4 protein-coding genes, 1 tRNA gene and 1 pseudogene are annotated in these 15,620 nt (G+C 47.3%); 5 read left to right on the top strand and 1 reads right to left on the bottom strand.

The window, feature by feature from the left end; genetic code table 11:
• Window positions 1-20 precede the first annotated feature (20 nt).
• The 5 genes and pseudogenes from HZ996_10820 (at window position 21) to HZ996_10840 (ending at window position 15,260) form a co-directional block, all read left to right on the top strand.
• Window positions 21-10,619 (top strand): tandem-95 repeat protein, encoded by a 10,599-nt coding sequence (locus HZ996_10820; GenBank protein ID QTN39610.1) that lies wholly within the window; start codon window positions 21-23, stop codon window positions 10,617-10,619.
• A 53-nt stretch (window positions 10,620-10,672) separates the two neighbouring features.
• Window positions 10,673-11,728, top strand: a pseudogene (locus HZ996_10825) (PD40 domain-containing protein).
• Window positions 11,729-12,684: 956 nt separating this feature from the next.
• Window positions 12,685-13,095, top strand: coding sequence for a response regulator (locus tag HZ996_10830; protein ID QTN39611.1), 411 nt, complete (start codon window positions 12,685-12,687; stop codon window positions 13,093-13,095).
• Window positions 13,096-13,162: 67 nt separating this feature from the next.
• Window positions 13,163-13,993: a class I SAM-dependent methyltransferase gene (locus HZ996_10835; protein ID QTN39612.1), complete on the top strand. Its 831-nt coding sequence runs from the start codon at window positions 13,163-13,165 to the stop codon at window positions 13,991-13,993.
• A 115-nt stretch (window positions 13,994-14,108) separates the two neighbouring features.
• On the top strand, window positions 14,109-15,260 hold the full coding sequence (locus HZ996_10840) for a hypothetical protein (protein QTN39613.1): 1,152 nt from the start codon (window positions 14,109-14,111) through the stop codon (window positions 15,258-15,260).
• A gap of 222 nt (window positions 15,261-15,482) precedes the next feature.
• Here HZ996_10840 and HZ996_10845 read toward each other — a convergent pair.
• Window positions 15,483-15,559 (bottom strand) — tRNA-Asp (locus HZ996_10845).
• Window positions 15,560-15,620: the final 61 nt, after the last annotated feature.

The raw sequence follows: 15,620 nt of genomic DNA on the forward strand, positions 1-15,620 counted from the left end.
CCAACGTCGGACCAAACACCGTGACCCTTACCGTCACCGATGAGAATGGCAATACCGATCAGTGTACCGCTACGGTGACCGTCGAAGACAACATCGATCCGACAGCCATCTGTCAAGACATCACCATCCAACTCGACGCTTCCGGTAACGCCTCCATCTCCACTTCCGATATCGACAACGGGTCGGCCGATAACTGTGCGATCACATCAGTGTCCCTAAGTCAAACCAGCTTTAACTGTGCTCATGTTGGCGTGAATAGCGTGACCTTAACCGTTACCGACTCCAACGGCAATACCGATCAGTGTATCGCCACGGTAACCGTACAAGACATCACTCCTCCTACCGCACTCTGTCAAGACTTCACCGTTACACTCGATGCTAATGGTCAGGCTACCATCGCAGTAAGCGACATCGACAACGGATCCAACGACGCTTGCGGTATTAGCTCTACTGTACTCAGCACCACTACATTCGACTGTAGCGATGTCGGTACCAATACCGTAACGCTCACCGTCACCGATAACAACGGTAACTCTAGCTCTTGTACCGCTACAGTGACCGTTATTGAACCAACTATTACTGCTGCTTCCATTACCGTCAATGATAACGTCAGCTGCTTCGGAGGTAACGACGGATCAGCTACCGTTTCCGTATCCGGTAATGTCGGTGGATACAGCTACTTGTGGGATAGCGGTGAAACAACCGCAACCGCTATCGCCTTGAACGCTGGTGCACACAACGTAACCGTAACTACAGGCGCTTGCTCTTCCGATACCATCCTGAGTGTAACCATCACCCAGCCAACTCAGATTACAGCCGGTACCGATAACATCACCGATGTCTCCTGCTTCGGACAAAATGATGGCGCTATTGATATCACCGTATCCGGCGGTACCGCTCCGTACTCATTCCTATGGTCTAATGGCGACAATACACAGAACATCTCAGGGCTTGACATAGGTAACTATACCGTCACCATTACCGATGACAACGGATGTACCTCCACCGCTTCTGGATTCGTCCATGGCCCAACTCAAGCTCTTAGCGCTGGTGTCGATAACCTCTCTAATATATCCTGCGTTGGAGGTAGCGATGGGGCTATCGATATCTCCGTATCCGGGGGTACCGCTCCGTACACCTACACTTGGTCCAATGGGGAAAGTACTCAAGACATCTCCGCATTGACCGTCGGTACATACAGCCTCACCGTAACCGATGATAATGGTTGTACGGCCGTAATTAGTAATATATTGGTTGATGAGCCTGCAAATGGACTGACTGCAGGAATCAATAATCTATTGAATGTGGATTGCTTCGGAGACAGTAATGGAGCTATCGACATTTCCGTCTCTGGTGGAACCGCACCTTACACGTACAGCTGGTCCACTGGTGCAAGCACTCAAGATATCTCGGGACTTGTTGTAGGACTCTATTCGGTGACTGTTACCGATGCAAATGGATGTACAACGAATATCCCAACGATTACCGTCGATGGGCCCGCCCAAGCGCTCACCGCTAGTATTTTGAGCTTCACAGATGCTAACTGTCCAGGAGGTTCTGATGGTTCGGCCACTGCCACGGCTAGCGGAGGAACGGCACCGTACGCCTACTTATGGTCTGCTTCGGCTGGAAACCAAATCACTTCAACCGCGACGGGATTGGCAGCGGGAGTGTATGAAGTGACTGTAACGGATGTGAATGGATGTGACGCAACGACGAGCGTGACAATTTCAGGTACGGACTTGACACCACCTACTGCCCTTTGCAATAGTTTCAGCTTGCCATTGGATGCTACTGGAAATGCAACTATTTCTGTTGTAGACATTGACGGAGGATCAAGCGATAACTGTGGTATTTCCGCTATGTCTATTGATTTGACGGACTTCGATTGCTCGGATATCGGACCGCAGGTCGTAACCTTGACGGTAATTGACGTGAGTGGATTGTCGAGCCAGTGTACGACGACCATTACCGTTGTGGATACCATCACCCCGGTCATTGCGACATGTCCTGCGGATACCACATTTGAGGTAGATGCAAGCTGTGATGCCTTTGCTCCGGATTACCTAACCAGCTTGAGTGTAACCGATAACTGTAGCATTACGAGTGCGGTTCAGAATCCTGCCGTAGGCAGTCCTCTACCAATCGGTACCACAACCGTGACCATTACGGTTACAGATGCAGGAGGAAATATAGCGACCTGTAGCGTGGATGTAACCGTTACCGATCCTGGAATTAATGCCAGTACAAGTCAATTGAGTCCAGTGACATGCTTCGGAGATAGCGATGGATCCGCGCTAGTCAGCGTTTCAGGAGGTTCAGGATCATACATGTACTTATGGGATAATGGTGAGACCACGGCTACGGCTACGGCATTGTCAGGAGGCACTCACTTCGTTACTGTTACGGGAGTTGGATGTGGTGGATCAGCAACCTTGAATGTAGTTATTGCCGAACCTACTCAATTGAATGTTAGTGTAGGAAGTCAAACCAATGTTAGCTGCAATGGAATTGCTGATGGTGAAGCTACCTTGAGCCTTGTAGGTGGAACGACTCCATATAGTTACATCTGGCCTGCATCTGCAGCGAATCAGACCACTGTGACTGGAAGCAATTTGGCAGCAGGGTCCTACGGTGTTACAGTGATCGACGCCAATGGATGTACAGCGACTACAACGGTCACTATTACAGAGCCTGCGCCACTTGTAGTCGTTGGATCAGGAACGGATGTGGATTGCTTCGGAGCTAATACGGGTAGTGTGAGTCTGACCGTTTCGGGTGGAACTGGTGTCTACTCATTTGATTGGTCGAACGGTTCAACTACGCAGAACATCACAAGCCTTGCTGCAGGAACTTATGATGTTACCGTAACCGATGCCAATGGGTGTGAGAACGTTCAGAGTTATTCTTTGAGCCAGCCAGCAACTGCTGTGTCGGTTGTTGGAACCGTGGTGAACACCACAACATTGAATAATGGCAGTATAGATATTACACCATCTGGAGGAACGGGATCATACACTTATGCATGGAGCAATGGTGCCAATACTCAAGATATCAGCGGATTGACTTCTGGACCTTATAGTGTTACCGTAACAGATGCGAATGGTTGTACGGCTGTCGCAATCTTCAATGTTCTTGATGATAACTTGCCTCCAGTGGCCGTCGACGATACTGCAAGTACGCCTATCGGAACACCAGTGACTTTGGGTTGCACGGTGAACGACAGTGATCCGGATGGAAACTTGGATACCCTTTCTGTTGCCATTATTATTCCACCACTTAATGGAACGGCAGTAGTTAACCCATTGACCGGTGAGATTACCTACACACCGAATCCAGGATTTACGGGGGTAGATACATTGACCTATCAAGTGTGTGATAGCCTAGGATTGTGTTCTACAGCTTACAACATCATTACCGTAGTGGGTTCGAATGTTCCTCCTATAGCTGTGACAGATTCTGTAACTACTGATGAGGATGTGACTGTAGTTATCGATCCGTTGACCAACGATAGTGATCCTGACGCGTCCATTGATCCTACCACTGTATCCATCATTACAGGGCCGCAGAACGGTACCACCACAGTGGATCCTATTACTGGTGAGATAACATACACGCCGAATCCAGATTACTATGGTCCAGATAGCTTGATCTATCAAGTCTGTGATACAGGTACTCCGCTACCTGCACTTTGTGATACTGCTTGGATTTACGTGAACGTGATTCCTCAGCCGGATACAATTTATCCAGGAACGGTTGGTCCAATGGGTAACTTGAGTGTCTTTGAAGACTCTGTGCTCAATCACTGTAATCCAGTGACAACATCACTGCTATACGTTGCGGACAGCCTTGGCTCCTTCATGGTAGCGAACAATGGTACCATTACTGGTATCGGAGACGGCGATGGTTGTGCTACTTATACCCCTGATCCAAACTACAACGGAATAGATACGGTAACGACGATCATTTGTGATGCAAGCGGCGACTGTCAAGTAGTGTACAGCACTATTACGGTGATTCCTGTCAACGATCCCCCAGTAGCTGTCAACGACACTGTAGGTACAATGGAAGCGACACCTGTGACTATTGACATAGCAAATAACGACTACGCGCCAATTGATGGAAATATTGATCCAACCAGTGTCGTGGTTACGGTATCGCCAAGTAATGGTTCCGTTACGGTTGATCCAATAACAGGTGCTTTGACCTATACGCCAAACGCTGGGTTTACAGGAACAGACAGCATTCAGTATGCAATTTGTGACGATGGATTCCCATTGCCAGCAGAATGCGATACAGCTTGGGTATTCATCGATGTAGATGCCGTGAACGATCCACCGATCGCGATTAATGATTTTGACACCACAAGTTCTGGTACACCAGTGTCTATCGACGTAACCGCAAACGATAGCGACACAGATGGGAACATTGATCCGACTACGGTTACGATTATCGGTGGTCCAAACAACGGTACAGCTACGGTTGATCCAGTTACTGGAGTCATCACCTATACCCCGGACAGTACGTTCGTGGGCAGCGATACCATTACCTACGTCGTTTGTGATGACGGTACTCCATTGCCAAGTGAGTGCGATACAGCACAAGTTATAGTTGAAGTTGAGGAGCGTGAATTTGCCTTCGGGTTTGTTGTTCCTGAATGTGATAATGATGTAGCTAAGCTCTCTTGGGACATCAACTTATTGAACTTCCCATCACCTGGGCCAACCCCATTGACCATTACTTGGGCAGACAGCTTAGGTAATGTGATTCACGTGGACAGTAACTTGGCCTTGACGGGAACCGTCTTGTGGCCGGGTATGGTAGTCGACAACAACGGTAATCCACTTGACTGGCCGGGTTGGATCCTACAGAATGGTATTTGGGTGCCTGGTGCCGATGGATTTGAAGGATTGCGTCCTGAAGCTGTGGTAACCTTCTCGATTAACCCAAGCGCTACGGTAACCTTGACGTATCCTCCGGCAACCCCTGCTTGTGGTGCAGAGCCGCCGTCCAATCCTATCGCGGTCAATGACACCGTGAGTACGCCTCAAGACGTGGGCATTAGTATTGCGGTCTTGAACAACGATCTCCCATCGGACACGACATTGAATCCAGGAACAGTGGCTGTATTGACTGGTCCTCACAACGGAACAGTTGTCGTGAATCCAAATGGTACAGTTTCTTATCAGCCTACGGCTGGATATGCGGGTCCGGACAGCTTGAGCTATGTAGTCTGCGATAACAACGCACAGCCACTATGTGATACCGCATGGGTCTACATCGATGTTATTAGTGTGCTTCAGCCTCCAGTAGCGGTAGATGATGTGACGGGTACTCAAGAAGATCAGCCTGTACTCATCAGCTTGCTCGTGAACGATTTCGATACCGATGGAACTATTGATACCTCAAGTGTCACTATTCTAAGTGGACCTTCGAATGGAACCGTGAGCTATGATCCGGTTACTGGACAATTACTGTATTCTCCGAACCCAGGCTTCTCTGGAGTAGATTCTGTACAGTATCAAGTCTGCGACAACGACGGATTGTGCGATACTGCATGGATCACAATTACAGTATCTCCAGAAAATGATCCACCTGTCGCCGTTAATGACACTACGAATACCCTTGAGGAGACTGGAGTCGTCATTGACGTGACCAACAATGATTTCGATACAGATGCGAGCATCGATCCGACAACCGTGAATGTGATTACACCTCCACAAAACGGTAGCTATAACGTTGATCCAGTAACCGGTCAGGTTACATATGTTCCAAACATCGACTTTGTCGGTACAGATAGTCTGACCTATATCGTTTGCGACACGGGTACTCCATTGCCGAGCTTGTGTGACACTGCAGTTGTTTACATTGATGTACTTCCAGTGAACGATCCACCAATCGCCGTTGACGATGTTGTGGGCACTTTGGAGGATACTCCCGTGACCATAGCAGCACCAGGAAACGACAGTGATATTGATGGAAACATTGATCCAACGACTTTGACCATCATTTCAGGACCTTCGAATGGTACAGCAACTGTTGATCCTGTGACCGGCGAAGTGACCTATACCCCTGACACCAACTTTGTAGGCGTAGATACCTTAACCTATGTCATTTGTGATGATGGTACTCCGCTGCCAAGTCTTTGTGATACGGCTCAGATCTTTGTCCAAGTAGGCAGCATTAATGATGCCCCAGTAGCATTAGTAGATTCTAGCAGTACTCTGGAAGACACTCCAGTAGTTATCGATGTGGTCTTGAATGACTTTGACACCGATGCTACAATAGATCCAACGACTGTTACCATCGTTCAACCCGCAACTAACGGTTCGGTGAATATTGACCCTGTGACAGGAGAGGTGACCTATACCCCACTTCCAGGATTCTTTGGAACCGATTCCTTGATCTACCAGGTCTGTGACACAGGTACCCCACTTCCTGCTCTTTGTGACACAGCATGGGTTTATATTGAAGTATTGCCGGTGAATGATCCACCAATCGCTGTATACGATTCAACGGGTACACCAGAGGACACACCAGTTACTGTCGATGTTGTGAGCAACGACAGCGATACCGATGGAAACATTGATCCGACAACCGTGACTATAGTTGGCGGACCTACTAACGGAACCGCCACTGTCGATCCAGTCACAGGTGAAATTACCTATACACCGAATCCAGGATACACTGGAGTTGATTCTGTATTGTACAGCGTATGCGACGATGGCACGCCATTACCTGCAGAATGTGATACGGCTTGGTTGGCCATTGGCGTAATACCAACGCTTATCCCACCAGTAGCGATCAATGATACGGTCAATACCCCGGTGAATACTCCGGTTCTTATCGACGTGCTTGTCAATGACTCAGATGCTGATGGATTCTTGGTGCCTTCTACGGTTACCGTTTCAACACCACCAGCAAATGGCTCGATTAGTATTGATCCGGTTACTGGAGCCATCACGTACACGCCAAACGCCGGATTCACAGGTACGGACGTCTTTACGTACACAGTATGCGACAATGACGGACTTTGCGCTAGTGCAGAAGTAATTGTTGAGATTGAGGATACTAATGAACCACCTGTTGCTGTGAACGATACCTTGACTGGGTTGAGTGGCTCAGGTGTGACGACCGATCCAACAGCGAATGACTACGATCTAGATGGAAATATTGATCCAACTACTGTGGTTATCATCAGTGGTCCTCAAAATGGTACTACCGGGCCAATCAATGGAAACGGAATGTTCGACTACATTCCTAACCCAGGATTTACAGGCGTAGATTCCTTGGTATATGCCGTTTGTGATGACGGAACACCACTTCCAAGTGAGTGTGACACGGCTGTTGTCTACTACTACATCAACCAGAATAATCCACCAGTCGCTAATTGTACAGGAACTGTAGATGCTCAAGGTAATTGCGTCTTCCAGACATACGAGGACAGCACCATCACGATTTGCTTTGATATTACAGATCCAGATGGTCACAACGTAAGCGTAGGGGCTGCCTTGAATGGTCCTTCAAATGGTACCGTAGGAAGTGCCATTGGAAACGACAGTTGTTTCGTCTACACGCCAGATCCAAACTGGTACGGTTGGGATACAGTAACTGTCGAAATCTGTGACGACTTCACACCGGCAGCCTGCACAAGTATTACCGTGGCCATTGAAGTGTTGCCTATAAATGATCCACCAATTGCGATCAATGACACAGCTTCTGTGGATCAGGATATGACCGTCATTGTTGATGTTCTCAATAACGACAACGACTCCATTGATGGGTTGCCATTGGATACCTCATCCGTAATGATTCTCAATGGACCATTCAACGGGCTCGCAACTGTGAACCCAGATGGAACCATTACTTATGATCCAAACAACAGCTTCACCGGCACGGATAGCTTGATCTATGTCGTTTGCGACAACGGATTCCCATTGCCGAGTATCTGTGATACAGCGGTCGTTTACTTCGATGTCGTAGATGTCAACAACCCACCAGTGGCGGTAGTGGATACGATTCCAGTTACGACTCCAGAAGATATTCCAATTCAGGTCTGCGTTCCATTCTTTGACCCAGATGCAGATCCAATTAGTTGGGGTAGTATTCTGACGCTACCACAAAATGGTGGATTGAGCGGATTGAGTGCGAACGACAGCTGCTTTACATATACTCCTGATCCGAATTATGTTGGAAACGATACCGTCGTTCTTGTTGCTTGCGACCCAGGTGGATTGTGCGATACCGTTACGGTCATTATTGATGTAACACCAGTGAATGATGGCGTCGTAGCCAACGGTGATTCAGGAACATTGTGGGAAGATAGCACGGCTATCATTGATCCGTTGAATAACGACTTTGATCCTGACGGTCCTCAAAACATCGACAGCACTAGCTTCGCGATTACTACCATGCCAGTGAACGGTACTGTGATTATCAACCCTGATGGAACCATTACATACACACCAGATCCGGATTACTATGGTCTCGATTCATTGATGTACGTCATTTGTGACAACTTTGGTGCTTGTGACAGCGCTTGGGTGATGTTGAACGTATTGCCGCGGAATGATGCGCCAATTGCGCAGAATGATACTTTGTGTACAGTCGAAGATCAAGCCACTGTTTCTTACAATATTCTAGCGAACGACACCGACTCCATCGACTTAGCCTTCTTGGATCCAGCCAATGGGTTCACTGTATTGTCTGGCCCAAGTAATGGAACGTACAGCTTGGATGTGAACAACAACATTATCTATAATCCGAATACGGATTTCACAGGTATCGACTCCATACAGTATGCCGTTTGTGATACTGGATACGGTCTACCTCCATTTGACCTCACGCTGTGCGATACCGCTTGGATCTACATTACCGTAGTACCGGTCAATGACCCAATCACCTTCAACAATGGAGCGACGATTGATACAGCTGCTTCGGATACATCTATGACTTATACCATTGCCGACTTCGTTTCTGACAGCACAGATACACAGTATGGCACTGGCGGATTGGATCTTGACAGCGTCACCATCCAGCAAAACGTGAGTAACGGATTTGTCGTGTACGACAGTCTTACTGGAGTCTTCACATACACACCTGATCCATGTTTCAATGGAATTGACACGCTCATCTATACTGTTTGTGACGTAATCATTCCTGGTGATCCGAATCTCCCATGTAACAACAATGTAGGTGCTACATGTGCAACCGTGACGGCATACTTCGATGCAAGCGCCGTAGGTGCGCCTGATACCTCTATTATTGCGAATCAGGATTCGATCCTCACGCCAGGAACACAAAGCGCAGTCATCGACATCTTTGACAATGACGACTTGGCTGGAGACTCTCTATACGTAGCGGGAATCGTAGACACTGCTCAATTCCTCTACGGTACGTATACCCTAGTGGACAGTGTATTGACCTACATCCCAGACTCTACACTCGGATGTTACACGGATAGTGCCATGTATTTCGTGACCGGAGCAGATAACAGCTGTATTGGAGATACGGCATGGATCTACGTTACCGTACAACCATACGATTCTGACAACGACGGTCTACCCGACTTCTATGAAGGATTCACATTGGATACGGACAACGACGGAGTTCCAAACTACCTAGATCCAGATAGCGATAATGATGGAATTGGTGATTACCTCGAGGCCGGTCCACCAATTGATCCTTGTGATCCGCAGCCATTCGACAATGATGGAGACGGAGTACCAGATCACCTAGATCTTGACTCGGATAACGACGGAATTGCCGACTTCCTTGAGCGCAGCAATGGCTCATTGGTTGGACCACCTTCAGGAGTGGATAGCGATGGCGACGGTATCGACGATGCTTACGATCCAGATCAAGGCGGTACGCTCATCAACGACTTTGCTTGGGATGAAGACGGAGATGGTATTCCAGATTACTTGGATATCGATTCCGATGGAGACGGTATTCCAGACTGGGTAGAGAATATCTTGAGCGTTGTACCGCCTACGGGAATTGACAGCGATGGAGACGGTATTGATGATGCCTACGATCCTGACCACACCAATATTCCGAGTTCCGAATGGACCTTCGGTCAAGAGCCGAACGATCAAGATCAAGATGGCATTCCTGACTTCCGCGATCTCGACTCCGACAATGATAGCTTGCCAGATGAGGATGAGAAGGGTGACAACGGAGATAATCCACGAAATACTGATAACGATAAGTTGGCTGACTTCCGTGATGTCGATTCCGATGACGACGGTGTACCCGATGAAATCGATTCACCTACGGGCGACTGTGACGGCGATGGATTACCTGACCTTCTTGATCCGGACCTCTGTGTCCTAACTCAATTACCAGACGGAATCTCACCAAATGGTGATGGAATCAACGAGTTCTTTGAGATCAAAGGAATTGAAGATTATCCTCTGAATACACTCAAGATCTACAACCGTTGGGGTAATCTAGTCTATCAAGCCGCTCCGTACTTGAACCAATTCGACGGTCGCGCTAATGTGACTGTACCGACAGGTCAAGGCCAGTTGCTGCCAGAAGGAACGTACTTCTACGTACTCGATTTAGGAATTGAAGGAGTCGATCCTGTCTCCGGTTATATCTATATCCGATACTAAAAGTGAAGAAGAGACTTTACATAGCGATTTTGTGGATCTGCGCCTGCGGCGCGATGCAAGCTCAGCCGTTGGATTTGCGCATCGCACAAAACAACTTTGAGCTCTTCAACTACGCTGAAGCCATTCGCTATTATGAGGAGTTCATGGTGCGCAAGGACACTTCCATCAAATACATCAACGCCATCCATGAATTGGCGACGGCGTATCGCGTAAATGATCAAACTTTCAAAGCGGCTGAATGGTATGAGATCTACTTGGATCGTCAAGACACCTTGAAGATTGATCCCCTAGATTATTTCCATACAGCGCGTATGTATCAGGCCAATGGGGAAATTGGAAAGGCCAAAGAGTACATGAGTATGTTCCTGGAACGGAACATCAACGATACACGGACTCGAGACTACACCGGTTTTGAACGGGACAAACTTGAATCCTTGATGGTGCAGTCCACAGACTATGAAATTGCGCCATTGAGCATCAATACGAATCTCGATGAGTTCAGCCCATACGTGTTCCAAGACAGCTTGGTCTTTGTCTCCAACCGAGCCAAAAGCTGGTCCGTCAAGCGCTCGTACCAATGGAACGAAACGCCGTATTTGGATCTATTCAACGCGGTTAAAAACGAAACTGGTCAATGGTCAGAAGTTGGGCCTTGGGACAAACGATTGAACACAAAGTATCATGAAGGTCCACTAAGCGTAACGGGAGACTATAAAGAACTCTACTTCACACGAAACAACTACGTCGACAACAAGTACCAAACCGGGGATGATGGCACCAATCACTTAAAGGTTCTGTACACTAAATGGGAAGATGATAAATGGGGTGAACCGGTTGAGCTTTTCTTCAATTCTGATGAATTTAGCTGTGGACACCCATCCATCTCGGAACAGGGCGATAGACTTTTCTTCGCATCGGATATGCCCGGCGGCTTCGGTGGAACGGATATCTACTACATGGTTCGCTTTGCGAACCTCTGGAGTGAGCCGATTAATTGCGGACCCAAGATCAATACCTCTGGAAACGAGATGTTCCCGTACCTCCACCCGAGCGGAACACTTTATTTTGCTAGCGATGGATTCTTCGGCCTTGGAGGCTTAGACCTCTTTGCAGCCAAGGAAACTAAGGGCCAATATGGAGAGGCCGTCAATATGGGTGCGCCCATTAATTCGAACCGCGATGATTTTGGTATTTGGGTAGATGAAAGTGGTTCAGAAGGCTATTTCAGCACAAATCGGGACACCAGTATGCGGGATGATATTTACCGATTCCGGCTCAAGCCTACCCTACTACTCAAAGTCCAAGTACGTGATCTCGAAACGGATTCATTGATTGAAAATGCCGACCTGACTCTGGCACCAGATCTCTCAATGGCCGATTCTACTGTAGCTCTGGATAGCCTAATTCAATGGCCGAATTACGCCAATGAATTGAGGGTAATGCCTCCGGGAATTCCACTGGCCTTTAGCGCCAGCTTGGAGGGGTATTTCGACACCACAGAAGTGGCTGAGCTCGTTTACAGGGGTATTCCTCGCGAAGAACAGGTCATGGTGGTCTACCTGCGTCCTATCCCGGAACCGGAGCCCATTCCTGAACCAGAGCCGCCCAAAGAAGTCATTATTCTGGCTCCTGAATTGGACAAAATTTACGCGGTTGGTGTGAAGATTGACATCAACCCGATTTACTTCGATTTTGATCGATCTAATATACGTCCGGATGCAGCCGAAGAACTGGACAAGATCGTTCAAGTCATGAAAAAATATCCCGACATGGTGGTCGAATGTGGTTCACACACCGATAGCCGGGGAAGAGACGCCTACAACCAACGCCTATCACAACGTCGCGCTGAATCCAGCGTGAATTACATCATCTCTCAGGGGATAGAAGCTGAGCGGATCTACGGAACCGGGTATGGAGAAACCAAACTCGTGAACCGCTGCTCCAACGGAGTCCCTTGTAGCGATGCTGAACACCAACTCAATAGAAGAACCGAATTCATTGTCGTCCAAATGGGCGAAGGCTATGAATTGGAGGAAGAAGGAGACGAACAAGAAGAAGTTGACGAATGATCTTTGTAATTGACGACGATTTAGGGTTTCAAATGGTTTTCAAGCGCCAATTCGAGCGTTTGGAATGGAATGAACCTGTGGAGACCTTCCAATACGCACATCAGGCTCTTGAGCGGTTGTGTGCAGAAGAACACAAGTGCGATAAAATGCCCACGCGCATTTTTCTGGATTTGGAAATGCCTGGCATGAATGGTTGGGCATTCTTGGAAGAGTTTCGAAAACTACCCTGTGATTGTCGTGAGGACATCGAACTTTTTATCCTCAGTTCCAATAAGGATTTGAAAAGCATTGATCGTGCGGGGGAGATAAAAGAAGTGAAAGATTACCTGGTCAAGCCACTTCGAATGGACACACTTCATCGTATATTAAATAACGGTTATACCGCTCAGAGTCCCTCCCTTTTCTAAAGCACTCGCATACTCTTTCCCTCTTAAAGAAAGTGTGTATTTCAATGGAATAAATGGAGATTAGAACGTGAAATCCCTTAAGGACAATACTTTTGGCCACAAACCAACAAAGTGGCTCATCAAGAATATTGGATTTCTTCGATTTATCCATTTTTGGAATTACCTATTTTTTAGCAAACACATTGTTTTCGAACGCCAACTAAGAAGAGAAATTAAGCTTTTAGAGGGGCGCAGCACAATTGTTGATATTGGATGTGGAGATGGTCAAAACCTCCTGTCCCTGGCTCGGACATTTCCGGACCATCAATTTATTGGACTTGATAAATCTAAATCTTCATTAGACTTGGTCCAGAAGTACTGCGAGTATGCTAAAATAAAGAATGTGTCTACTCAATACGTTGACTTGGAGCAAGAACTGGACCTTCCACCGGGGCAGATCTATTATTCTAACGCGGTATTTCCTTACGTACGAAACCCAAAACTTTACGATGGACTTCGGATGAACATTAAAAAAGGATGCCTTCTTTGTCTTCATCAACCCGTAAATGGTATTCATGAACTATCATTTCTTAAATGGTTAAAGAGTAGATATATCACGTACGATGACCAGAATTCCGGAATTGTTGAATCCTATTCTGAGTTCTTTTTGAAAATTGATAGAGCCGGATTTAATGTCCAAAAGCAAATTACCTCTAAGGGAAAGGCTGGTCGAATTGGATTCGAACTATATTTTGTTCCACTCATAGTTCTAGTGAATCAAAAGATGATTCTCTCCATATTTTTTTGGTCCATAATCGTACTTCTTCTTTGCCCATTATCTCTCCTTCTCCAGTTAGTTGATTTCTTGCATAAGCCTTCTCCCGAAAAAGCCAATGCAATATTTCTGGTACTTAATTAGTCATTTGGCAATTAATACCAACGGCTTGTTATTCAATTGTGAATTTCGCTTCCAAGAGGTATACCAGCTCATATTGAAATATCTAATTTGCTATTTTAGAGCAAATTAAAAGGAAATGAGTCGCGAGCACCACCACCTTTTGCTCAGTAATCTCGCCTCCAAAAATCAGCGAGGTGAGCGTCGAATCAATCCGAAAAAGGCTGCTGAAAATGGCGCCTTGAGTTTTGGTCGCCCCCAGTTGGAATACAAGTATTCCGAGCGTTCCTTTGGACCGATGAATCCTTTGCGCGTGAGGCGATTCATTGGTCAGTTGGATGAGACGATTTCCCGAAAGAAACACCGAGATAAACCCGTCGTCTTCTACATTCCTGGATGGAATCACAAAGCTTTAGTTACCCTAGACCTTTTTCGTGAGCTGAGTCATCGGTACTCCGGAGGTGCGCATCCTGCCGTAGGCAGCTTCATATTCTTTCAATGGATGACCGGAGAATTCAGCGACATCATCAATAAAAGGCACCAAATCGATGATGGCGCCTGGGATCAGGCTCAGGAATGCGGCCAGATGTTGGAGCATTTGCTCATTGAAGTTTCGGATCATTTGAAGAGAAAGGGCATTCCCTTTTACTTGATGACGCACAGCTATGCGCATCAGTTTCTGAATAGTCTACTTCAGGTTTGGGGCGAAAACGATGAGTACGAGACCATATTCGACAAGGCCTTTCTTTTTGCTCCGGATATCACGTGGAAGTCCATGCATCAGAGCCCTGGGGGTAAAGGAGGCGTAAAACTGGTGAATCCCAATCAAGACCTGGGCGATGATTATCGGCATTTCGACCTTACTCCACTCCAATACGTTGCAAAGCAAACTCATGTATTATCCTGCTCATGGGACTATCTGCTGCATCACTCGCAAAGCATGAACTTGATGGAGGTGATGGATTATGCGGAAAAGAAAGACCTTCAAATCAAACCTGTGGATTACGTAGGGCTCGGAGTGAGCGCCTCTCTTTGGAAGAATCCCGGGGTTCATTTACCCGAAGGCATTCAAGTGCACGAAGTATTTAATTTGCTCGAACCGGTTTATCAGAAAGTGGTACGCGATCAGGATCGGGTCGTGATGGAGTCCTTTTTTGAAGGCTCTGTCCCTAAGAACTTCCAATCGGCCCTTAAGGTCGCTTTGCGCGCTGGACGATGGGCGGATTTACACCGGTATGTCTTTCTCAGTGATGGGGTGCATCAATTTTTGAGGGAGGAGCTCAAACTCTAGCTTGATTTTTGGGCACAAAAAAAGCCCGCTTTCTGTGAAAGCAGGCTTCCGTGTTGGCGGTCTGGACGGGACTACCGCGCCTTCGGCGCCGTGGACCCAAGGTGGGGCGGTTCAATTCAATGACCCATCGCTACGCTCTTTGTTTTTATTTCGAAAACCTGAATCAAGCTTCGGTTTTCTCCATAAAAAAACCCATCCAATTTCTTGGATGGGTCATTGTGTTGGCGGTCTGGACGGGACTCGAACCCGCGACCCCATGCGTGACAGGCATGTATTCTAACCAACTGAACTACCAGACCGTGTTCTAAAGAACGTTGCAAGCTTATCGCTTGCGGAGCGCAAATATAAAACCTTTTTCTG

The sequence above is a fragment of the Cryomorphaceae bacterium genome, from assembly GCA_017798125.1.
Lineage (GTDB): Bacteria > Bacteroidota > Bacteroidia > Flavobacteriales > ECT2AJA-044 > ECT2AJA-044.